Source organism: Pseudomonas sp. Tri1, from assembly GCF_017968885.1.
In the GTDB taxonomy this organism is placed as follows: Bacteria; Pseudomonadota; Gammaproteobacteria; order Pseudomonadales; family Pseudomonadaceae; genus Aquipseudomonas.
The window spans coordinates 5,609,341-5,631,281 of record NZ_CP072913.1; the positions used below are offsets into that span (position 1 = coordinate 5,609,341).

The 21,941-nt window shown below is 60.2% G+C and carries 22 protein-coding genes and 1 tRNA gene; 15 read left to right on the forward strand and 8 right to left on the reverse strand.

Translation table 11 applies throughout. The features are described from left to right. Window positions 1–2 precede the first annotated feature (2 nt). Window positions 3–1,277 carry a uracil-xanthine permease family protein gene (locus J9870_RS24360; protein ID WP_210640831.1) on the forward strand — a complete coding sequence of 425 codons (1,275 nt, stop codon included), beginning with the start codon at window positions 3–5 and terminating at the stop codon, window positions 1,275–1,277. Between the two features lie 142 nt (window positions 1,278–1,419). Here the strand turns inward: J9870_RS24360 and hemH are convergent, their stop codons facing one another. Together hemH and J9870_RS24370 are read right to left on the reverse strand one after the other, a co-directional pair. Beyond that, entirely contained in the window at window positions 1,420–2,445 is a 1,026-nt protein-coding gene (gene hemH, locus J9870_RS24365) for a ferrochelatase (protein ID WP_210640833.1), read from the reverse strand. A 13-nt stretch (window positions 2,446–2,458) separates the two neighbouring features. Next, window positions 2,459–3,358 (reverse strand): TIGR01777 family oxidoreductase, encoded by a 900-nt coding sequence (locus J9870_RS24370; protein ID WP_210640835.1) that lies wholly within the window; start codon window positions 3,356–3,358, stop codon window positions 2,459–2,461. A gap of 196 nt (window positions 3,359–3,554) precedes the next feature. On the opposite strand from J9870_RS24370, the gene J9870_RS24375 reads away from it, so the two are divergent. From J9870_RS24375 to J9870_RS24400, 6 genes are all read left to right on the forward strand, one after another. Then, on the forward strand, window positions 3,555–4,541 hold the full coding sequence (locus tag J9870_RS24375) for an NAD(P)/FAD-dependent oxidoreductase (protein WP_210640837.1): 987 nt from the start codon (window positions 3,555–3,557) through the stop codon (window positions 4,539–4,541). Window positions 4,542–4,716: 175 nt separating this feature from the next. Then, window positions 4,717–5,679, forward strand: a complete 963-nt coding sequence (locus tag J9870_RS24380; RefSeq protein ID WP_210640839.1) for a DUF523 and DUF1722 domain-containing protein — start codon at window positions 4,717–4,719, stop codon at window positions 5,677–5,679. Beyond that, window positions 5,679–6,617, forward strand: a complete 939-nt coding sequence (locus J9870_RS24385; protein ID WP_210640841.1) for a MerR family transcriptional regulator — start codon at window positions 5,679–5,681, stop codon at window positions 6,615–6,617. The genes J9870_RS24380 and J9870_RS24385 overlap by 1 nt, the downstream gene beginning before the upstream one ends. Window positions 6,618–6,628: 11 nt before the next feature. After that, the gene (gene phrB, locus J9870_RS24390; RefSeq protein WP_210640843.1) at window positions 6,629–8,089 is read left to right on the forward strand and encodes a deoxyribodipyrimidine photo-lyase; all 1,461 of its coding nucleotides are present in this window, start codon (window positions 6,629–6,631) and stop codon (window positions 8,087–8,089) included. Between the two features lie 113 nt (window positions 8,090–8,202). Then, window positions 8,203–8,976 (forward strand): SDR family oxidoreductase, encoded by a 774-nt coding sequence (locus J9870_RS24395; protein ID WP_210640844.1) that lies wholly within the window; start codon window positions 8,203–8,205, stop codon window positions 8,974–8,976. 28 nt (window positions 8,977–9,004) lie between these two features. Next, on the forward strand, window positions 9,005–9,310 hold the full coding sequence (locus J9870_RS24400; RefSeq protein ID WP_210640846.1) for a YkgJ family cysteine cluster protein: 306 nt from the start codon (window positions 9,005–9,007) through the stop codon (window positions 9,308–9,310). A gap of 127 nt (window positions 9,311–9,437) precedes the next feature. Here the strand turns inward: J9870_RS24400 and J9870_RS24405 are convergent, their stop codons facing one another. The 6 genes from J9870_RS24405 to hemA all read right to left on the reverse strand — a co-directional run bounded on the left by J9870_RS24405 (window position 9,438) and on the right by hemA (window position 14,817). Next, window positions 9,438–9,956: an acyloxyacyl hydrolase gene (locus J9870_RS24405; protein WP_210640848.1), complete on the reverse strand. Its 519-nt coding sequence runs from the start codon at window positions 9,954–9,956 to the stop codon at window positions 9,438–9,440. Window positions 9,957–10,070: 114 nt separating this feature from the next. Then, window positions 10,071–10,862 (reverse strand): glutamate racemase, encoded by a 792-nt coding sequence (gene murI, locus J9870_RS24410; RefSeq protein WP_210640850.1) that lies wholly within the window; start codon window positions 10,860–10,862, stop codon window positions 10,071–10,073. Then, a complete protein-coding gene (locus J9870_RS24415) occupies window positions 10,855–11,610 on the reverse strand; it encodes a molybdopterin-synthase adenylyltransferase MoeB (protein ID WP_210640852.1) in 756 nt (251 codons plus the stop codon). Before J9870_RS24415 ends, murI begins: the two co-directional genes overlap by 8 nt. Beyond that, the gene (gene prmC / locus J9870_RS24420) at window positions 11,604–12,434 is read right to left on the reverse strand and encodes a peptide chain release factor N(5)-glutamine methyltransferase (protein WP_210640854.1); all 831 of its coding nucleotides are present in this window, start codon (window positions 12,432–12,434) and stop codon (window positions 11,604–11,606) included. Before prmC ends, J9870_RS24415 begins: the two co-directional genes overlap by 7 nt. Window positions 12,435–12,448: 14 nt before the next feature. Continuing rightward, window positions 12,449–13,531, reverse strand: a complete 1,083-nt coding sequence (prfA, locus tag J9870_RS24425) for a peptide chain release factor 1 (protein WP_210640856.1) — start codon at window positions 13,529–13,531, stop codon at window positions 12,449–12,451. Further along, window positions 13,528–14,817, reverse strand: coding sequence for a glutamyl-tRNA reductase (hemA, locus tag J9870_RS24430; RefSeq protein WP_135847144.1), 1,290 nt, complete (start codon window positions 14,815–14,817; stop codon window positions 13,528–13,530). The genes prfA and hemA overlap by 4 nt, the downstream gene beginning before the upstream one ends. Before the next feature lie 172 nt (window positions 14,818–14,989). Here hemA and J9870_RS24435 point away from each other — a divergent pair, with 172 nt between their 5' ends. From J9870_RS24435 to ychF, 8 genes are all read left to right on the forward strand, one after another. Next, complete coding sequence (locus J9870_RS24435; protein WP_210640858.1) at window positions 14,990–16,714, forward strand: tetratricopeptide repeat protein; 1,725 nt, start codon at window positions 14,990–14,992, stop codon at window positions 16,712–16,714. Between the two features lie 4 nt (window positions 16,715–16,718). After that, complete coding sequence (lolB, locus tag J9870_RS24440; protein ID WP_210640861.1) at window positions 16,719–17,336, forward strand: lipoprotein insertase outer membrane protein LolB; 618 nt, start codon at window positions 16,719–16,721, stop codon at window positions 17,334–17,336. A 1-nt stretch (window position 17,337) separates the two neighbouring features. Beyond that, complete coding sequence (gene ispE, locus J9870_RS24445; protein ID WP_210640863.1) at window positions 17,338–18,189, forward strand: 4-(cytidine 5'-diphospho)-2-C-methyl-D-erythritol kinase; 852 nt, start codon at window positions 17,338–17,340, stop codon at window positions 18,187–18,189. A 37-nt stretch (window positions 18,190–18,226) separates the two neighbouring features. After that, window positions 18,227–18,301 (forward strand) — tRNA-Gln (locus J9870_RS24450). 47 nt (window positions 18,302–18,348) lie between these two features. Next, window positions 18,349–19,290, forward strand: coding sequence for a ribose-phosphate pyrophosphokinase (locus J9870_RS24455; RefSeq protein WP_003171603.1), 942 nt, complete (start codon window positions 18,349–18,351; stop codon window positions 19,288–19,290). 143 nt (window positions 19,291–19,433) lie between these two features. Continuing rightward, window positions 19,434–20,036, forward strand: a complete 603-nt coding sequence (locus tag J9870_RS24460) for a 50S ribosomal protein L25/general stress protein Ctc (RefSeq protein WP_210640865.1) — start codon at window positions 19,434–19,436, stop codon at window positions 20,034–20,036. A gap of 166 nt (window positions 20,037–20,202) precedes the next feature. Continuing rightward, complete coding sequence (pth, locus tag J9870_RS24465) at window positions 20,203–20,787, forward strand: aminoacyl-tRNA hydrolase (RefSeq protein WP_003185374.1); 585 nt, start codon at window positions 20,203–20,205, stop codon at window positions 20,785–20,787. A 23-nt stretch (window positions 20,788–20,810) separates the two neighbouring features. After that, a complete protein-coding gene (ychF, locus tag J9870_RS24470; RefSeq protein ID WP_003205534.1) occupies window positions 20,811–21,911 on the forward strand; it encodes a redox-regulated ATPase YchF in 1,101 nt (366 codons plus the stop codon). Window positions 21,912–21,941 lie beyond the last annotated feature (30 nt).

Genomic DNA, 21,941 nt, shown 5'->3' on the forward strand with positions numbered 1-21,941 from the left:
GCATGCAGGACGAGTTCAACGATCCGCTCTGGCGCCAGGTGCTGTCCGGCGCCCAGATGCTGTTCGTCGCCTTCGGCGCGCTGGTCCTGATGCCGCTGATCACCGGGTTGGACCCGAACGTGGCGCTGTTCACCGCCGGCCTGGGGACGATCCTGTTCCAGATCGTCACCGGGCGCCAGGTGCCGGTATTCCTGGCATCGAGCTTTGCGTTCATTACCCCGATCATTCTCGCCAAGGGCCAGTTCGGCCTGGCGGCGACCATGGGCGGTGTGATGGCGGCCGGTTTCGTCTATACGTTTCTGGGCCTGGCGGTGAAGATCAAGGGCACCGGGTTCATCGACCGGTTGCTGCCGCCGGTGGTCATCGGCCCGGTGATCATCTCCATCGGCCTGGCAATGGCACCGATTGCCGCCAACATGGCGATGGGCAAGGCCGGCGACGGTACCGAGCTGATTCATTATCAGACCGCGATGCTGATCTCGATGCCTGCCCTGCTCACGACCCTGATCGTCGCGGTGTTCGGCAAAGGTATTTTCCGCCTGGTGCCGATCATTTCCGGCGTGCTGGTGGGTTTTGCCATGGCGTTTTTCTTCGGTGTCGTAGACACCGCAAAGATCGCCGCCGCGCCGTGGTTCGCCCTGCCAAATTTCACTGCACCGGAATTCAACTGGCAGGCAATCCTGTTCATTGTGCCGGTGGCCCTGGCGCCAGCCATCGAGCACATCGGCGGGGTAATTGCCGTGGGCAGTGTGACCGGTCGTGACTACCTGAAGAAACCCGGCCTGCACCGCACCCTGCTCGGTGACGGCATTGCCACCACCGCCGCCGGCCTGTTCGGCGGCCCGCCTAACACCACCTACGCCGAGGTGACTGGGGCGGTGATGCTGACCAAGAACTACAACCCGAAAATCATGACCTGGGCGGCGATCTTCGCCATCAGCCTGGCGTTCATCGGCAAGTTCGGCGCGCTGCTGCAGAGCATCCCGGTGCCGGTGATGGGCGGGATCCTGTGCCTGTTGTTTGGCTCGATCGCGGCAGTGGGCATGAACACCCTGATCCGCCACAAGATCGACCTGGGTGAAGCGCGCAACCTGGTGATCGTTTCGGTGACGCTGGTGTTCGGCATCGGCGGCGTGCTGGTGGGTACCGGTACCGGCCCGGACGACTTCGGCCTCAAAGGCATCGCGCTGTGCGCAGTGGTGGCGATTACGCTGAACCTGCTGCTGCCGGGCAACGACAGCTGGAAGCAGAAGCAGGCGGATGAGCCGCTGATCTGACTCAAGCTGGATATTTTGTTGTCAGCCAGATAGCCATCGCGAGCAAGCTCGCTCCCACAGTGGATCTCGATTGGTCACAAAATTTGTGTACACAGCAGATCCTGTGTGGGAGCGAGCTTGCTCGCGATGGGGCCCTTGAATTTTACAAAGCGATCGGCGCCCGTTCACATAGCGTGCTCAACGCCTTCGCCCACTGCGGCTGGTCATTGAGACACGGCACGAGCACCAACTCCTCCCCGCCCGCTTCACGGAACTGTTCGCGCCCGCGATCACCGATTTCCTCCAAGGTCTCGATGCAGTCGGCCACGAACGCCGGGCACATCACCAGCACTTTCTTTACGCCACTCTTGGCCAGTTCGTCCAGGCGCGCTTCGGTGTAGGGTTCGATCCACTTGGCGCGGCCCAGTCTCGACTGGAACGACACCGACCACTGGCCATCCTTGAGCCCCATGCGCTGGGCGAACAGGTTGGCGGTGCGAATGCACTGTGCTCGATAACACGTTGCCATGACCTCCGGCGGCGCGTTCTTGCAGCAATCGGCATCCTTGAAGCAATGGAAACCGGTCGGATCGAGCTTAGTCAGGTGCCGTTCCGGCAAGCCATGGAAACTCAGCAGCAGATGATCGTAATCCTGCATCAGGTACGGCTTGGCGCTGGCGACCAAGGCGTCGAGGTATTCGGGCTGATCGTAGAACGGCTGGAGAATCGAGAGCTGCACGTTGAGCTTCCTGGCCCGTAACACCCGCCGAGCTTCCTCGATCACCGTGGTCACGGTGCTGTCAGCGAACTGCGGATACAGCGGCGCCAACGTGATGTTCTTGTGCCCCTGGCTCGCCAGGCGCACCAACGCCGCTTCAATGGATGGCTCGCCATAACGCATCGCCAGTTCCACCGGGCCTCGGGTCCATTGAGCTGTCATGGCCTGTTGCAGCCGACGGCTGAGCACCACCAGCGGCGAGCCCTCGTCCCACCAGATCGAGGCATAGGCGTGGGCCGATTGCTCGGGACGCTTGATCAGGATCAGCGACACCAGCAAGCGCCGCACCGGCCATGGCAAGTCTATGACGTACGGGTCCATCAGAAATTGATTGAGGTAGCGGCGCACATCGGCCACCGAGGTGGAAGCAGGCGAACCCAGATTCACCAGAAGCAACGCGTGATCGGTCATGCAACGTCCTATTTCAAAGGCGGCCCGACAAGTCGTCCAGGGCCGCAGGCAAATCAGTAAACCGAAAAGTGAAACCCGCAGCCTGCAATCGGGCCGGCATGGCCCGCTGGCCGCCCAGCAACAGCAATGACAATTCCCCCAGCACAACTTTCAGCGCCAGCTCCGGCATCGGCACCACGGCAGGCCGATGCAACACCTTCCCCAGGGCCTTGGCAAAATCGCGATTGCGCACCGGATTCGGCGCGCAGGCATTATAAGGACCGCTGGCATCGGAGCGGTGCAGAAGAAAATCAATCAGGGCGATTTGATCGTCAATGTGAATCCACGGCATCCACTGCCGACCATTGCCGATACGCCCGCCCAGCGCCAGTTTGAATGGCAGCAACAGCCGCGACAAAAAGCCGCCCTCGGCGGACAGGACCAGGCCGGTGCGAACCAATACCACACGTATGCCCATGGCCTCGGCCCGTTGCGCGGTTTCCTCCCAGGCGATGCACAACTGGCTAGCGAAATCCTCACTGACCGGCCCCGACTCCTCGGTCAACTCACGCTCGCCGCCGTCGCCGTACCACCCCACCGCAGAACCTGAAATCAACACCTGCGGTTTCTGCTCGCAACGCTCCATCCACGCCAGCAAAATTTCCGTGAGGGTGATGCGGCTGCTCCACAGCAACAGCTTGCGTTTGTGGCTCCAGGGCCGGTCGGCAATCGGCGCGCCAGCGAGGTTGACCACCGCATCCACCGGCTCGCCAAGCTCATCGAGCTGGGCAATTCCCCGCACCTGTGCACCGCATATTTTTGCGACCTCTTCGGGTCGACGACTCCATACCGTCAAGCGATGTCCCTGCTCCAACCAGAGGCGGCAGAGCTGACGTCCGATCAAACCAGTACCGCCGGTCAGCAATATGTGCATGAGATGTTCCTCGCATCGCGTTTTAATCGGCCCGTTAGTCTATTTTTATAAGCAGGGATTTTTCGTATCGGACAGGGTCTGTGTTTAACAATAGGACAACCTGTCCAAACGCGAACGGTAAAACTTATACCAAAAACCCGAATTGTACAGGTTTAAACGACGGCGTAGTCTGTACAGAAAGGTAAACGAGGCCCTCATGACTGTACCTATCGCAATCATCGGCACCGGCATCGCCGGACTCTCAGCCGCCCAGGCCCTGACGGAGGCCGGGCACACTGTTCAACTCTTCGATAAAAGCCATGGCAGCGGCGGACGTATGTCGAGCAAACGCAGCGACGCCGGCGCCCTGGACATGGGCGCACAATACTTCACCGCCCGCGATCGCCGTTTTGTCATGGAGGTCCAGCGCTGGCAAGCCAACGGCTGGGCCGCGGAATGGAACCCACAACTCTATAATTTCCAGGGTGGGCACCTGAGCCCTTCACCGGACGAGCAGACTCGCTGGGTCGGCACCCCGCGCATGAGCGCCATCACCCGCGCCCTGCTTGGCAAGTTGCAAGTGCAGTTCTCTTGCCGAATCACCGAGGTCTACCGTGGCCAGGAACACTGGCACCTGCAAGACGCGGAAGGTTTCACCCACGGTCCCTTCGGCCAAGTGGTAATCGCCACGCCTGCACCTCAGGCCACAGCCTTGCTGGCGGCCGTACCGAAGCTGGCCGGCGTGGCCGCAGGGGTGAAGATGGACCCGACCTGGGCGGTTGCCCTGGCCTTCGAAACACCGCTGGATACGCCCATGGAAGGCTGCTTCGTACAGGACAGCCCGCTCGATTGGCTGGCCCGCAACCGCAGCAAACCGGGGCGCGACAATAAACTCGACACCTGGGTGCTGCACGCCACCAGCGAGTGGAGTCGGCAGCACATCGACCTGTCCAAGGAAGCGGTGATCGAACAGCTTCACGGTGCTTTCGCCGAACTGCTGCATAGCGCAATGCCCGCCCCAAGTTTCAGCGTGGCCCACCGCTGGCTCTATGCTCGCCCTGCGGGCAGCCATGAATGGGGCGCCCTGGCCGATGCCGACCTGGGCTTGTATGTCTGCGGCGACTGGTGCCTGTCCGGGCGAGTCGAAGGTGCCTGGCTCAGTGGCCAGGAAGCCGCGCGGCGCCTGCACGCCAGCCTGCAGTAAATCGCATCACCCGCATCACCCGCTGCTGTCGAAAAAGACAGCAGCCCATCCGTGAAAAAAAAACCAAAGCGCTTCCCCGCACGAAAGCGATTGACTTGTGCAGGTTCGGACCTATGATAAAAATATTGTACAAAATTCATTTCTTGTACAATATTGATCCAGCAGAGGTCCTCCTATGCCCAATGAAAACGTCGTCAAACCGAAAATCGCCATCAGCGCTTGCCTGATGGGTGATGAAGTTCGCTTTAACGGCGGGCATAAACAATCCCAGCTGTGCAGTCGCACCTTGATCGATTACTTCGATTTTGTGCCGGTCTGCCCTGAAGTCGCCATTGGCCTGGGCATCCCTCGGGAGCCGATCCGACTGGTGGGCGATCCCGAGCACCCCGAAGCAGTGGGCACGGTGAATCGCGACCTTAACGTGACTCAGCCACTGGCCGACTATGCACAGCAGATGGCTGGCGAACTGGGTGACATCTGCGGCTATATCTTCATGCAGAAATCGCCGTCCTGTGGACTGGAGCGGGTGAAAGTCTACGACCACAAGGGCATGCCCCAGGACAGCGGTGGTCGCGGTATTTATGCCCAGGCATTTTGCGAGCGCCATCCCGACCTGCCGGTGGAGGAAGACGGTCGCCTCAACGATCCGGTTCTGCGGGAGAACTTCCTGACCCGGGTGTTTGCCTATGCCGCCTGGCAGACGTTGCGCCGCCAGGGCCTGACTCGACGCGGCCTGATCGAATTTCACTCGCGCTACAAATATCTGCTGATGGCCCACAACCCGGTGCAATACAAAACCCTGGGTAACTTACTGGGCAACATGGGCAAGGCCGACCCCGATGAACTGGGCCCCCACTATTTCAGCGCACTGATGGCCGCCTTGAAAAAATGTGCCACCCGCCGCACGCACACCAACGTACTGCAGCACCTGAGCGGTTACCTCAAGAGCGCCATCGATGCCGAAGACAAACAGGAAGTGCAGCACCTCATCGGGCAGTATCGCCTCGGCATCGTACCGTTGGTGGTGCCGCTGACCCTGCTCAAGCATCACTTGCGTCAGCACCCCGATCCCTACCTGGCGCAGCAGGTCTACCTGCAACCGCATCCGGAGAACCTCAGCTTGCGTAACGCTATCTGATGGACCGTCAACCCGATTCCAGTGCCAGCGAAGACCTGGGACCCGACTTCGCCAAAGCCTTGGCAGAAGGCTGGCTGCCCATCCGCGAAGTCGCCCGGCAAACCGGTGTCAACGCCGTCACGCTGCGGGCCTGGGAGCGCCGTTACGGTTTGATCGTCCCGCACCGCACGCCCAAGGGCCATCGGTTGTTCAACGCCGAACATGTGCAGCGGATCCTGAGCATCCTCACCTGGATCAATCGCGGGATGGCGGTGAGCAAGATCAAGCCCTTGCTCGATGCACCGCAGCCACCTGCCGAACCGCTGGAAAATGACTGGCAGCGTCAACGCCACGCCCTTGTGCTGGCGGTGACGCAATTGGCCGAGCGTCAGATTGATGACCTGGTCAACCAGGCGATGGCGCTGTATCCGCCGTGGACCGTGTGCGAGCAGTTGCTGTTGCCCTTGTTGGCCGAGCTGCAATTGCGCTGGCAAGGGCAGTTCGGTGCACAGCTGGAGCGTGTGTTCCTGTTCTCCTGGCTGCGCAGCAAATTCGGCAGCCGGATCTACCACAACAACCGTCAGTTACGCGGCGCGCCGTTGCTGTTGGTCAACCATTCGCAACTGCCCCAGGAACCGCACCTGTGGCTCATCGCCTGGCTGGCCAGCAGCGCCGATTGCCCGGTGGAGGTATTCGACGGGCCGATCCCGGCGGGCGAGCTGGCCTTGGCGGTCGAGCACCTCAAGGCTCGCGGCGTGCTGCTGTATTCCAGTCACGCGCTGAACCTGTCCCAACTGCCGAAGCTACTGAATGGGATCGATTGCCCGATCATCATTGCCGGGCCGGCTGCTGCAATCCACCACAGCCAGTTATCCACAGGCCTATCGATGAGTGACGTCTCCTGGGCCGAGGATCCGTTATCGGCTCACCGAGAACTGAGCCGCAAAAAACTCCTTTAAGGGTAAACAGCATGCAACTGATCTGGCTGCGCAGCGACTTGCGCCTGCACGACAACACCGCTCTCGCGGCCGCCGCACAGCGTGGGCCATGTGTGGCGGTATACCTGCCGAGCCCAGAGCAATGGCGTGCCCATGATGATGCACCGTGCAAGATTGATTTCTGGCTGCGCAATCTCGCATCGCTGGGCGCGGCCCTGGCCACATTGAACATCCCACTGATGATCCGCCCCGCGCCGCGCTGGAATCAGGCGCCTGAAGTGCTCCTTACGCTGTGCCGCGAATTGAAGATCAGCGCCGTTCACGTCAACGAAGAATACGGCCTGAACGAAACCCACCGTGATGCCGAGGTCGCCCGGGTTTTATACGGCCAGGGCATCGAGTTTCACCGCCACCTCGACCAACTGCTGTTCAAGCCTGGCAGCGTATTGACCAAGACCGGGAATTATTTCCAGGTGTTCAGCCAGTTCCGCAAGGTTTGTTATAGCCGCCTGCACCTCTCGCTGCCGAGCCTGGTCGCCCTGCCCGCCCGGCAAGCCCCCACCGGCATCGACAGCGATCCGATCCCGACGCAGGTCGAAGGCTTCGCGCAGCCCAATGAAGCGCTGCGTGCCCTCTGGCCCGCTGGCGAAAACGAAGCCCGTCGGCGTCTGGACAGCTTTGCCGAGCAACACCTCGATGATTACCAGAACGCACGGGACTTTCCGGCCAAACCGGGCACCAGCCAGCTTTCGGCTTACCTGGTGGCCGGCGTTGTCTCACCACGCCAGTGCCTGCACGCTGCACTGCAAGCCAATCAGGGCGAATTCGAGAGCGGAAGTGCCGGTACTGTGACATGGATCAATGAATTGCTCTGGCGCGAGTTCTATAAACATATTCTCGTGGGCTATCCACGCGTATCGCGCCATCGCGCGTTTCGCCCGGAAACCGAAGCGTTGGCCTGGCGCAAGGCCCCCGCGGAACTGGAGGCCTGGAAGCAGGCCCGAACTGGCTTGCCCATTATTGATGCGGCCATGCGTCAGCTGCTGGAAACCGGCTGGATGCACAACCGCTTGCGGATGGTGGTGGCGATGTTTCTTACCAAGAACCTGTTGATCGACTGGCGCGAAGGCGAGCGTTTCTTTATGCAGCACCTGATCGACGGCGACCTGGCCGCCAATAATGGCGGTTGGCAATGGAGCGCCTCCACCGGCACCGACTCAGCGCCCTGGTTCCGGATATTCAACCCGCTGAGCCAGTCGGAGAAATTTGATCCCGAGGGCTTGTTCATCAAGCGCTGGTTACCCGAACTGAACGATCTCGACAGGCGACAGGTCCATAGCCCAAATACCCAGGGTGGATTGTTCGAAGGGGTGGCTTACCCTCGCCCGATCGTCAATTTGAGCCAGTCCCGGGTACGTGCATTGGAGGCGTTCCGAAATTTGCCGGCGCGCCAGGATGTTGCGATTGAAAAGCTGGGCGGTGAGCGAACATGAAATTGCCGCCCCGCAGGATGTGTTATCAACCCGCTAGCATATAGTCTGACTCATAGCAGCGGCTCTTCCTGAAAGCGGAGTATCAGAGCCGGGCTTGATCGAAGGAGTATGGAATGGGTCCAAGACCGCCACGGAGATATTGGCTGACCGGTGCAGGAAACGGAATCGGCGCTGCGTTGGCCGAAGCGATACTCAAGACCGGTGCGCACCTGGCCGTGAGTTCTCGTTCGGCTCGATCCTGTGAGGCCCTTTCGGTACGGTATCCGGGGCAAGTACTGGCGCTGCCCGGCAATTTGACCGACAGCCAGACCGTGCGCGAGATCGGCGAGAGAATCACCCAACAGTGGGGTGCCCTGGATACTGTGATTCTCAACGCCGGAACTGCTGAATATGCCGGCGACCAGCCCGTTGCCCACTCCATCATCGAACACATCGTGCGTAGCAATCTGCTAGCCGCCAGTCTCTGCATCGACACAGCCTCATCACTATTACAGGCAGGTGCCGTGCCTCATCTGGCGGGTATCGTCAGCCCGGCAACTTACCTGCCACCGTCACAAGCGAAGAACGATGGCAACGGGATGCGTCAATTGTTCGAATCGGCCCGCCTCAACCTCGCCCCCAACGACATTGATGTGACATTGGTCCACCCTGGTTTCGACAGCCGGTCGACGAGTGTCGACGACAGCTTTCCGGCCCCGGTCCAGTGGTCGGCTGAAACGGCGGCGAACCACATACTGTCGCAGTTGGTCGAGCGTCCCCATGAGATAGCGCTCCCCGTCGCGTCCATGACAGTGCTCTGGCCATTGCCGTCATCGACCGAAACCGAGCAGACAAACGTGGCCCCCTGCCAAGCAAGTGTCTGGTCACCGATCAAGGGTCGACCCTGAGCGGTCCGCTTGCCTTACACTGCGCGCCATGAAAATCATCCCCCTCCATGAAATCACCGCACCGGCCGTCACATGCTCGACGTGCGCGGCATGCTGCTGCCAGCTGGAAGTCATGCTGATCACCGACACCGGCGTTCCGAAACGGTTTATCGACACGGATGATTGGGGCGGGGAAGTCATGCTGCGGCTTGACGACGGCTGGTGCGCGGCCCTGGATCGCAACAGCATGATGTGCACGATCTACGAAAAACGCCCGCTGATCTGCCGGGAATTCGAGATGGGGGCACCGGAGTGCATTGAAGAGCGCTTGGGGATTGCGACGGCGTATCGCTAAAGCGCTGACCTGACGGACCTGATCTCTTGTGGGAGCGAGCCTGCTCGCGCTAGCGGCGCAACAGGCAACATCACATTGGCTGACCACCGCTATCGCGAGCAGGCTCGCTCCCAAGGTTTTTGAGGTGTTACAGCGGCATCGTGTAGTGCAGCGCGTAGCTTTCCACGCCATCGTTGGTCGACTTGATGCCAGCATTGGAATAGTGAGTGGCGCGAATACCCACTTCATGTCCGCCATTGAAGCGCAGGCCGAAACCGATGCGATCCTCGAACTGGAAAGCCGTCCCGAGCTTGTTGTCTTCCACTTCGGTATTGGCGAACAACGCAACACCTACACCCGCCTCGATGTAGGGCTTCACGTTCTGACCGGAAAACTCATACACAAAGACCGGCGAGAACGACAGGCTGTGGTTGCTGGAGGTCTTGTCCCCGTCCCAATAGGTGTAGGCGCCGCTCCAGTAACCGGTCAGGCGGCCCATGTCGCTCTGCAACCAACTCTTGTCCCAGTCGAACTGCATCCCCAAGCGATAGGTCATGGTCGAATCACTGGTTTGCCCGACCCCAAATTCCACACCCGCCGCCTGTGCGGTGTAGGTGTGCCCCAACAATGCAGCCGCAAACGCGGCAAAGCAGAATAAACGCTTCATTAGAAACATCCTTTTCTGAACAGACTTAGTAAGTTTTGTTACAAACAGACAAAGCTATAGAAATCTGCGCTAAAACAGAAGTTCAGCCCGTTTTACACAATTTTCACGTTTTATTTACAGATCAAAGCTTCGCACATCGCCAGACGAATGCCATAGGACTGGTAGGATTTTTCTTAAATGTATCGGATCCGCGCTACTCCAGAATTGCGTTTCGCGGGCGGGCCCTTCGGCCAATAGCGCTCGTTCGGCCAACAGCCGCTGAAGTTGCCGTGCCACGGCGGCCCCGGTGTCGATCAGGCTGATGTGTGCCGGAATCATTTGCTTGAGCAACGGTTTGAGAAAGGGATAGTGCGTACAGCCCAGGATCAGCGTGTCGCAACCGGCTGCCAGCAAGGGATCGACATAATGTTGCAGCAATTGATGCAAGGCCGAGCTGTGCAGGTCACCGGTTTCGATCAGTTCCACCAGCCCCGGGCACGGTTGGGTGATGACCCGCACATCCGTGGCAAAACGGTCGAGCAACGCGGCGAACTTGGCACTTTGCAAGGTACCGGTGGTGGCCAGCACACCGACGATACCGCTACGGGTCGCGGCGGCGGCCGGCTTGACCGCCGGCTCCATGCCGACGATGGGCCAGTGGGGGAAATCGCGGCGCAGATCGGCCACGGCGGCGACCGTTGCGGTATTGCAGGCCACCACCAGCGCCTTGGCGCCCTGCCCCAGGAGAAAGTCAGCGATTATCGCGCAGCGCTGTCGGATGTATTCCGGGGTTTTCTCGCCGTAGGGAATATGCCCACAGTCAGCGACGTACAACAGCGACTCATTGGGCAGCAGCTGGCGAATTTCCCCCAACACCGAAAGCCCGCCGACCCCCGAGTCAAGCACACCGATCGGCGCTTCACTCATGTTGACCACCGCAGACGCTGCAACCTGGGTCGCGCTTGACGCGCAACTCGCGAAAACGCGTGCCCAGGGCATCGATCAACAACAGGCGCCCCACCAGCGGCTCACCAAAGCCGGCCAACAACTTCAAGGCTTCAAGGGCTTGCAGGCTGCCCACCAAACCCACCAGCGGGCCGATCACACCGGCTTCGCTGCAGGTCAATTCGGCCTCGCTGCCGTGGCCGTAGAGGCAGTGGTAGCAAGGGCTTTCGGGGCGGCGCGGATCGAACACCGACAACTGTCCTTCCAGGCGAATCGCCGCACCGCTGACCAGCGGTTTGCCCGCAGCGACACACGCTGCGTTCACCGCTTCGCGGGTCGAGAAATTGTCGGAACAGTCCAGCACCACATCCACCATCGCGACCGCGGCGGCCAGGCTGTCTTCATCCATGGCCAGCGGATGCGGTACCAGTCGAATCTCGGGGTTGATCACCGCCAGGCGCCGCATCGCCGAATCGACCTTGCTCAGGCCGATGCTGTCGGTGTCGTGAATGATCTGGCGTTGCAGGTTGGTCAAGTCGACCGTGTCGAAATCCGCCAGATGCAACTCGCCGACGCCGGCGGCGGCCAGGTACAACGCCACCGGTGCGCCGAGCCCACCAAGACCGACGATCAACGCGCGACTTTGCTTGAGGCGCAATTGGCCATCGATGTCGACATGCTGCAACAGAATCTGCCGGCTATAGCGCAACAGCTCCTGATCGTTCAGCACGGCAGGCACCCCAGGCTGATGCGTTCATGAGCGCCCAGGTCCTTGCGGCTGTGAACTTCAGCAAAGCCTTGGGCTTGCAGCAAATCACGTACTGCGCCGGCCTGATCGTAACCGTGCTCAAGCATCAACCAACCGCCCGGTTCGAGGTGACCGGGGGCCTGGGCAATGATCTGGCGCAAGTCATCCAGGCCGTCCGGCCCTGCGACCAACGCACTGCTCGGTTCGAAACGCACATCGCCCTCGGCCAGATGCGGATCGGCGGCCGCGATATAAGGCGGATTGCTGATGATCAATGCAAAACGCTCCTCCTCCAAGGCGCTGAACCAGTGACTACTCAACACCGTGACGTTACCCAGGTCCAGGCGCTGGCGATTGCGTTCGGCCAGGGCCACAGCCTCCAGCACCCGATCGACCGCCGTGACCTTCCAGGCCGGGCGCTCGCTGGCCAAGGCCAGGGCAATCGCGCCGCTGCCGGTGCCCAGGTCCAGGACCCGGACCGGGGTGGCCGGCAACAAGGCCAGCGCGGTTTCCACCAGCAACTCGGTGTCGGGACGCGGGATCAGCGTATGGGGCGCGACTTCCAGGTCGAGCTTCCAGAAGCCCTGTTGCCCGAGGATGTAGGCCACCGGCTCGCCGGAACGACGTCGGCGCAGGTACTCGGAGAACAGCAACGCCGCCTCGCTCGGCACGATCCGCTCGGGCCAGGTGTGCAGGAAACTGCGGGACTTGCCCAGCGCAGCAGCCAGGAGCAACTCGGCATCCAATCGCGGCGTGGGCGAATCCGGCAGCTCGGCGGCGCGTAACAAACTGGCGATGATGGTCATTTATTCACCTGTGCTTACTCGCCAATCGCAGCCAACTGGTCGGCCTGGTATTCGGCCAGCAATGGCTCGATCACCGCATCGACACCACCGGCAAGAATCTCGTCGAGGGAATACAGGGTCAGGTTGACACGATGGTCGGTGACCCGGCCCTGGGCGAAGTTGTAGGTACGGATCCGCTCGGAGCGATCACCCGAACCCACCAGCAATTTGCGTTCGCTGGCGATGGCATTGGCCGCGGCGCTGGTCTGCTGGTCGTTGAGCTTGGCCGACAGCCAGGCCATGGCCCGCGCCCGATTCTTGTGCTGGGAACGTTCTTCCTGGCACTCGACCACGATGCCCGAAGGCAAGTGAGTGATGCGGATCGCCGAGTCGGTCTTGTTGACGTGCTGGCCACCCGCGCCGGAGGAACGATAGGTATCGACCCGCAGGTCCGCCGGGTTGATCTCGATGGCTTCCTGCTCGTCCGGCTCGGGCAATACCGCCACGGTGCAGGCCGAGGTATGGATGCGCCCCTGGGATTCGGTGGCTGGCACACGCTGCACACGGTGGGCACCGGACTCGAACTTCAGCTTGCCGTAGACGTTGTCACCCTCGACCCGGGCGATGACTTCTTTATAGCCACCGTGTTCGCCTTCGTTCTCCGAAAGAATCTCCACGCGCCAGCCACGGCGTTCGGCGTAGCGCGAATACATGCGGAACAGGTCGCCGGAGAAAATCGCTGCCTCGTCGCCACCAGTACCGGCACGGATCTCGAGAAACACGTTGCGCCCGTCGTTCGGGTCCTTGGGCAACAGCATGCGCTGCAGATTGCCTTCCAGCTCGAGTAATTGTTCCTTGGCTTCGCGGACTTCCTCCACCGCCATTTCGCGCATGTCCGGGTCGCTGTCCTTGAGCAGCGCCTGCGCGCCCTCGAGGTCGCCCTGCACTTTGAGCAACTGTTTATAGGTGGCGACAATCGGCTCGACTTCCGCGTATTCCTTGGAATAGGTGCGGAATTTGTTCTGGTCGGAAATGACTTCGCCATCGCCCAGCAAGGCGGTCAGTTCTTCGAAACGGTCCTGGAGGATGTCCAGTTTATTGAGCAGTGACGCTTTCATTGCGGTTTTTTATCCGAAAAGCTATCCGGTGAACCCTCACCGAGGGCAAAGAGTTCCTGGGCCATGGCCAGCGCGTCGAGGCGGCCTTCGGCGGTCAACTTCTTGAGCTGGACACTGGGGGCGTGAAGCAATTTGTTGGTCAGGCCGCGGGCCAGTTGCACCAGCACCTCTTCGGCGTTGCCACCGTTGGCCAGCAGGCGCTGGGCCTTTTGCAGCTCTTCATCGCGCAGGCGTTCGCTCTGCTGCCGATAGGCCTTGAGCACATCCACTGCCGCCAGCTCGCGCAGGCGCACCATGAAATCGTCGGCGCCGACAGTGATCATCTCTTCGGCCGCCTGGGCCGCGCCTTGTCGGCTCTTGAGGTTCTCGGCAACCACTTCGTGCAGATCGTCGACGCTGTAGAGGTAAACGTCGTCCAGTTCACCGACTTCCGGCTCGATGTCCCGAGGGACGGCGATGTCTACCATGAAAATCGGTTTGTGCTTGCGCAGCTTCAAGGCGCTTTCCACCGCGCCCTTGCCCAGGATCGGCAACTGGCTGGCGGTGGAACTGATGACGATGTCACTGTGCACCAGCTCGGCCGGGATGTCCGAGAGCAGCACCGCGTGGGCGCCAAACTGCTCGGCCAGGGTACTGGCCCGCTCCAGGGTCCGGTTGGCGACGACGATGCGCTTGACCCCCAGGTCATGCAAATGACGGGCGACCAGGGTGATGGTCTCGCCAGCGCCGATCAGCAACGCCTGGCTGCGCTGCAAATCGCTGAAAATCTGTTTCGCCAGGCTGACGGCGGCAAACGCCACGGACACCGGGTTTTCGCCGATGGCGGTGTCGGTGCGCACCTGCTTGGCGGCGTTGAACGTAGCCTGGAACAGCCGCCCCAGCAGCGGGCCGACGGTACCGGCCTCCCGCGCCACGGCGTAGGCCGATTTCATCTGACCGAGGATCTGCGGTTCGCCCAACACCAGCGAGTCGAGCCCCGAGGCGACACGCATCATGTGACGAACGGCCGCATCGTCCTCATGCACATAGGCACTGGCGCGCAGCTCTTCAAGGCTCAGGTTGTGATATTCGGCCAGCCAGCGCAGCACCGAATCGGCCGAAACATGATCCTGTTCTATATAAAGCTCGCTGCGATTGCAGGTGGAGAGGATCGCTGCTTCGCGGCTGTCGGTGAGTCGGCAGAGCTGCTGCAGGGCCTCAACCAACTGCTCAGGCGTAAAGGCCACGCGCTCGCGGACGTCTACTGACGCAGTCTTATGGTTAATACCAAGTGCAAGGAAGGCCATTCAAGGTCGCTGATAGTGACGTGAAGCCGGCAATTGTCCTACTTCGCCAGATTCAGAACAACCACTCGATCTCTATCGCCTTGGCCTGTGCCGTAAATCGACGGGGCGGTTATGTTTGACCGAAGGCTTGTGTCATGATGATCCGACCGCAGGTTAGTCGTCCTCTTCCTATATGAATAGATCTTCCGCGTTGCTCCTCGCCTTTGCCTTGCTCAGCGGCTGCCAGTCCATGGCTCCCGTGTCGACGGACGGTACGCCGCCGGTCGAAGACAGCACGCAGGCTCCCGAAAAGCCCAAGGTCTACGGCTCGTTCAGCGAAGAAACCATCTTCAGCCTGTTGAGCGCCGAACTGGCAGGCCAGCGCAATCGTTTCGACATTGCGCTGGACAATTACGTGACCCAGGCCATCAACACCCAGGACCCGGGCATCTCGGAACGTGCGTTTCGCATCGCCGAATACCTGGGGGCCGACCAGGCCGCACTGGATACGGCATTGATCTGGGCGAAAAATGCCCCGGACGACCTCGAGGCGCAACGCGCCGCTGCCGTCCAGCTGGCCCGCGCCGGGCGCTACGACGACTCCATGGCGTACATGGAGAAAGTCCTGCAGGGCAAGGGCGACACCCATTTCGATTTTCTGGCGCTGTCCGCCGCCGATACCGATCAGGAAACCCGCAGCGGCCTGATGAAAAGCTTCGACCGCCTGTTGCAGCGTCATCCGAACAACGGGCAACTGATCTTCGGCAAGGCCCTGCTGCTGCAACAGGACGGCGATTCCCAAGGTGCCTTGACCTTGCTGGAAGACAACCCGCCGGAAGCCGGCGAAGTGGCGCCGATCCTGCTGCGCGCGCGCTTGCTGCAAGGTTTGAACCGCGGTGACGAAGCGCTGCCGCTGCTGGAAAAAAGCATCAAGAAGTACCCGGACGACAAACGCCTGCGCCTCACCTACGCCCGCATGCTGGTGGAAAACAACCGCATGGACGATGCCAAGGTGGAGTTCTCCAGCCTGGTCCAGCAATACCCTGAAGACGACGAGTTGCGTTACTCCCTGGCGCTGGTTTGCCTGGAAGCCAAGGCCTGGGACGAGGCCAAGGGTTATCTGGAAGACCTGATCGCCCGGGAAAGCCACGTCGACTCAGCCCACCTGAACCTGGGTCGCATCGCTGAAGAGCGCAACGACCCCGAGAGCGCGCTGATCGAGTATGCCCAGGTTGGCCCGGGCAACGATTATCTGCCGGCGCAGTTACGCCAGGCCGATATCCTGATGAGCAATGGCAAGACGGCCGAGGCCCAGAGTCGCCTCGCCGTGCAGCGCGACTCCCAGCCGGATTATGGAATCCAGCTCTACCTGATCGAAGCCGAAACCCTGTCGGCCAACAATCAGGGCGATAAAGCCTGGAACGTACTGCAGCAAGCCTTGAAGCAGTACCCGGACGACCTGAACCTGTTGTACACCCGCGCCATGCTGGCGGAAAAACGCAATGACCTGGCCCAGATGGAAAAAGACCTGCGCCTGATCATCCAGCGTGACCCGGACAACGCCATGGCCCTCAATGCCTTGGGCTACACGCTGTCGGATCGCACCACCCGCTACGACGAAGCCAAGCTGCTGATCGAACAGGCCCACCAGATCAATCCGGAAGACCCGGCAGTGCTCGATAGCCTCGGCTGGGTGAATTTCCGCCTGGGTAACCTCGATGAAGCCGAACGCTTGTTGCGCCAAGCCCTGGAACGCTTTCCCGACCAGGAAGTCGCCGCTCACCTGGGCGAGGTCTTGTGGGCCAACGGTAAACAGCGCGAGGCCCGGCAGATCTGGAGCCGCTTCCTCAAGGACCAGCCCGACAGCCCTGTTTTGCGCAGCACCATCAAACGCCTGACCGGATCAGAGACCCTTTAAGATTATGTTTTTGCGCCACTTCATCGTATTCAGCTTTATCGCCCTGCTCGCCGGTTGCGCGGGCTTCGGCGCCCGTGAATCCGTCCAGGGCCAGGGCAACCAGGCCCAGTGGCGCGAACACAAACAACAACTGATCGGCCTCGACGGTTGGCAGATCGATGGCAAGATCGGCATTCGCGCACCAAAAGACTCGGGCAGCGGTACGCTGTTCTGGTTGCAACGCCAGGACTACTACGACATTCGCCTGTCCGGTCCATTGGGCCGTGGTGCGGCACGATTGACTGGCCGGCCGGGCCAGGTCTCGCTGGAAGTCGCCAACCAGGGTCGCTATGAAGCGCCCACTCCCGAAGCGTTGCTGGAAGAACAACTGGGTTGGAAATTGCCGGTTTCCCACCTGACCTGGTGGGTTCGCGGGCTGCCGGCACCGGACAGCAAGAGCCGCCTGGTCCTCGACGCCGACAGCCGCCTGTCCAACCTGGAACAGGATGACTGGCAGATCGAATACCTAAGCTATGCCCAGCAGAACGGCTACTGGCTGCCCGAGCGAATCAAGCTGCACGGCAGCAACCTCGACGTTACGCTGGTGATCAAGCAATGGCAGCCGCGCAAGCTGGGGCAATGACATGAGCGCTGCACGCCTGACCCTGCCCTCCCCGGCCAAACTCAACCTGATGCTGCACATCCTCGGTCGTCGCCCGGATGGTTATCACGAATTGCAGACGATTTTTCAGTTTCTGGACTACGGCGATGAAATCACTTTTGCCGTGCGCGACGACGGCGCGATTCGCCTGCACACCGAATTCGAAGGCGTGCCCCACGACAGCAACCTGATCGTCAAGGCCGCGAAAAAACTCCAGGAACAATCCGGTTGTTCGCTGGGCATCGATATCTGGATCGAGAAAATCCTGCCCATGGGCGGCGGTATCGGTGGCGGCAGCTCGAATGCAGCGACGACTTTACTGGGGCTCAACCACCTCTGGCAGCTGGACTGGGACACGGATCGCCTGGCAGCACTGGGCCTGACACTGGGCGCCGACGTGCCGGTTTTCGTGCGTGGCCACGCCGCTTTCGCCGAGGGCGTCGGGGAAAAACTCACCCCGGTAGACCCCGAGGAACCCTGGTACTTGGTGCTGGTGCCGCAAGTATCTGTAAGTACAGCAGAAATTTTTTCAGATCCGCTGTTGACACGTAACTCTCCTCCCATTAAAGTGCGCCCCGTTCCCAAGGGAAACAGTCGAAATGACTGCTTACCGGTGGTAGCAAGGCGTTATCCAGATGTTCGTAACGCTTTGAATTTGTTAGGTAAATTTACCGAAGCAAAACTCACCGGAACTGGAAGTTGTGTGTTTGGGGGCTTCCCAAGCAAAGCTGAAGCTGATAAAGTCTCGGCCCTTCTGACAGAGACCCTTACAGGGTTTGTAGCAAAAGGAAGCAACGTTTCGATGTTGCATCGCAAGCTGCAAAGTCTGCTCTAAAAGGAATCGAGTGCTCGGCACTCGCAGCAACAGATACAGGGGCGTCGCCAAGCGGTAAGGCAGCAGGTTTTGATCCTGCCATGCGTTGGTTCGAATCCAGCCGCCCCTGCCATTTTCCTATACTCATCCAGGTATACCCTCAGCCTTCAGGTACTGCGCGTGTCCAAGATGATGGTCTTTACGGGGAACGCCAACCCCGATCTGGCTCGGCGTGTAGTACGTCAGCTGCATATCCCTCTCGGTGACATTTCTGTCGGTAAGTTCTCCGACGGCGAAATCACTGCCGAGATCAATGAAAACGTTCGCGGTAAAGACGTCTTCATTATTCAGCCGACTTGCGCTCCGACCAACGATAACCTGATGGAACTCGTCGTGATGGCTGATGCCTTCCGCCGTTCCTCGGCTACTCGTATCACTGCTGTTATTCCTTACTTTGGTTATGCCCGTCAGGATCGCCGTCCGCGTTCCGCACGTGTGGCAATCAGCGCGAAAGTCGTGGCTGACATGCTTACCGTAGTCGGCATCGATCGTGTCCTCACGGTTGACTTGCATGCTGACCAGATTCAGGGCTTCTTCGATATTCCCGTGGATAACATCTACGGCTCCCCGGTCCTGGTGGATGATATTGAAGATCAGCGCTTCGAAAACCTGATGATCGTGTCCCCGGACATTGGTGGCGTCGTGCGTGCACGGGCCGTTGCCAAATCCCTGGGCGTGGATCTGGGTATCATCGACAAACGCCGTGAGAAAGCCAATCACTCCGAAGTGATGCACATCATCGGCGACGTCGAAGGGCGTACCTGTATTCTGGTCGACGACATGGTCGATACCGCCGGCACCCTGTGCCACGCGGCCAAGGCCCTGAAAGAGCATGGCGCTGCCAAGGTCTTTGCCTACTGCACACACCCTGTGCTGTCGGGTCGAGCGATCGAAAACATTGAAAATTCCGTGCTGGACGAACTGGTGGTGACCAACACCATCCCATTGTCCGCAGCAGCACAAGCCTGTGCACGTATCCGTCAACTGGATATCGCACCGGTTGTTGCCGAAGCGGTTCGCCGCATCAGCAATGAAGAATCGATCAGCGCGATGTTCCGCTAAGGGCCCGGCCCTCACCGCGACATCTCGTTGACGAAAAGCGCCCCGCCCCGACATTCACTGTCGGGGCGGGGCTTTTTTGCCCATATCGCCTTTAGCGCTGGTCGCAAGCGCTGGGGTGAATGTGGTTACTTTGGAGATACAACATGAACGAATTTACCCTGAATGCTGAAGTGCGTTCCGACCTGGGGAAAGGTGCGAGCCGCCGCCTGCGTCGTCTCGCAAGCCTGGTTCCAGCTGTAGTCTACGGTGGCGAGAAAGCCCCTGAGTCCATCAGCATGCTGGCCAAAGAAGTTGCCAAACTGCTCGAAAACGAAGCGGCCTACAGCCACATCATCGAGCTGAACATCGGTGGCGCCAAGCAAAACGTCGTGATCAAGGCCCTGCAACGTCACCCGGCCAAAGGCCACGTGATGCACGCTGACTTCGTACGCGTAGTAGCTGGCCAGAAACTGACCGCTATCGTGCCTGTGCACTTCGTTGGCGAAGCTGCTCCGATCAAGAAAGGCGGCGAAATTTCGCACGTTGTTTCGGAAATCGAAGTGACCTGCCTGCCGAAAGACCTGCCTGAATTCATCGAAGTCGACCTGGCTGACGCCGAAGTCGGCACGATCATTCACCTGTCCGACCTCAAGGCTCCTAAAGGCGTTGAGTTTGTTGCTCTGGCACACGGCGATGACAAGGCTGTTGCCAACGTCCACGCTCCACGTGTTGCTCCAGAAGCTACTGAAGAAGGCGCTGCAGAGTAATTTCACTCTGTCGCCGGGGTGAGCGGAAACATCGCGGACTGGAACGTAGCGAGGCAGCGGGCGAGAACGCGAAGTTTACCTAACGGTAGATCCGCATTTTTCGTCCACTGTCGCAATACCGTTTGAGCGCGACGTTGTTATCCACACTCCAGGAAGGGCCCCTATCGTGACTGCCATTAAACTGATCGTTGGCCTGGGAAATCCAGGCGCCGAATACGAACAGACCCGGCATAACGCAGGGGCCCTTTTTGTTGAGCGCATCGCGCACGCACAAGGCGTCAGCCTAGCGGCCGATCGCAAATATTTCGGCCTGACCGGGCGCTTCTCGCATCAGGGTCAGGATGTTCGTCTGTTGATTCCCACCACCTACATGAACCGCAGCGGCCAGGCCGTGGCGGCATTGGCCGGTTTCTTTCGCATCAAGCCTGAAGAAATCCTGGTGGCCCACGACGAACTCGACCTGCCTCCGGGCGTTGCCAAGCTCAAGCAGGGCGGCGGCCATGGCGGTCACAACGGGTTGCGCGACATCATCGCGCAACTGGGTAATCAGAATACCTTTCACCGCCTGCGGCTCGGCATCGGCCACCCGGGCGTTGCCAGTATGGTTTCAAACTTTGTCCTGGGTCGTGCGCCACGCGCCGAACAGGAAAAACTCGATGCCAGCATCGACTTTGCCCTCGGCGTGCTGCCGGATATCCTCGCCGGGGAATGGAACCGCGCGATGAAAAACCTGCACAGCCAGAAGGCCTGACACTCACTCCTAGGGGAAACACCATGGGATTCAATTGCGGCATCGTCGGCCTGCCTAACGTCGGCAAGTCCACCCTGTTCAACGCCCTGACCAAGTCCGGTATCGCGGCTGAGAACTTCCCCTTCTGCACCATCGAGCCGAACACCGGCATCGTGCCGATGCCCGATCCACGCCTGGAGGCCCTGGCGGCCATCGTGATCCCGGAGCGCGTGCTGCCGACCACCATGGAATTCGTCGACATCGCCGGCCTGGTAGCCGGCGCGTCGAAGGGTGAAGGCCTGGGCAACAAGTTCCTGGCCAACATCCGCGAAACCGACGCCATCGCCCACGTGGTCCGCTGCTTCGAAGACGAGAACGTGATTCACGTCTCCAACAGCGTCGACCCGAAACGCGACATCGAGATCATCGACCTGGAACTGATCTTCGCCGACCTCGACAGCTGCGAGAAGCAACTGCAAAAAGTCGCTCGCAATGCCAAGGGTGGCGACAAAGACGCCGTCGCCCAGAAAGCCCTGCTCGAGCAGTTGATCGCCCACTTCACCTTGGGCAAGCCGGCCCGCAGCCTGATCAAGAACATGGGCGCCGATGAGAAGCAGATCGTTCGCGGCTTCCACCTGCTGACCACCAAGCCGGTCATGTACATTGCCAACGTTGCCGAAGACGGCTTCGAGAACAATCCTCTGCTGGACGTGGTAAAAGCCATCGCCGAAGAAGAAGGTGCGATCGTGGTACCGGTCTGCAACAAGATCGAAGCGGAAATCGCCGAGCTTGAAGACGGCGAAGAGAAGGACATGTTCCTCGAGGCCCTGGGCCTGGAAGAACCTGGCCTGAACCGCGTGATCCGCGCCGGCTATGAAATGCTCAACCTGCAGACGTACTTCACCGCAGGCGTAAAAGAAGTCCGCGCCTGGACCGTTCGCGTCGGCGCCACTGCGCCACAAGCCGCGGCCGTGATCCACACCGACTTCGAAAAAGGCTTCATCCGCGCCGAAGTCATCGCCTATGACGATTTCATCCAGTACAAGGGTGAAGCCGGCGCCAAGGAAGCCGGTAAATGGCGTCTGGAAGGCAAGGAATACATCGTCAAGGATGGCGACGTGATGCACTTCCGTTTTAACGTCTAACTTTCCTGAGCCTATCGCGTGGCAGCTACT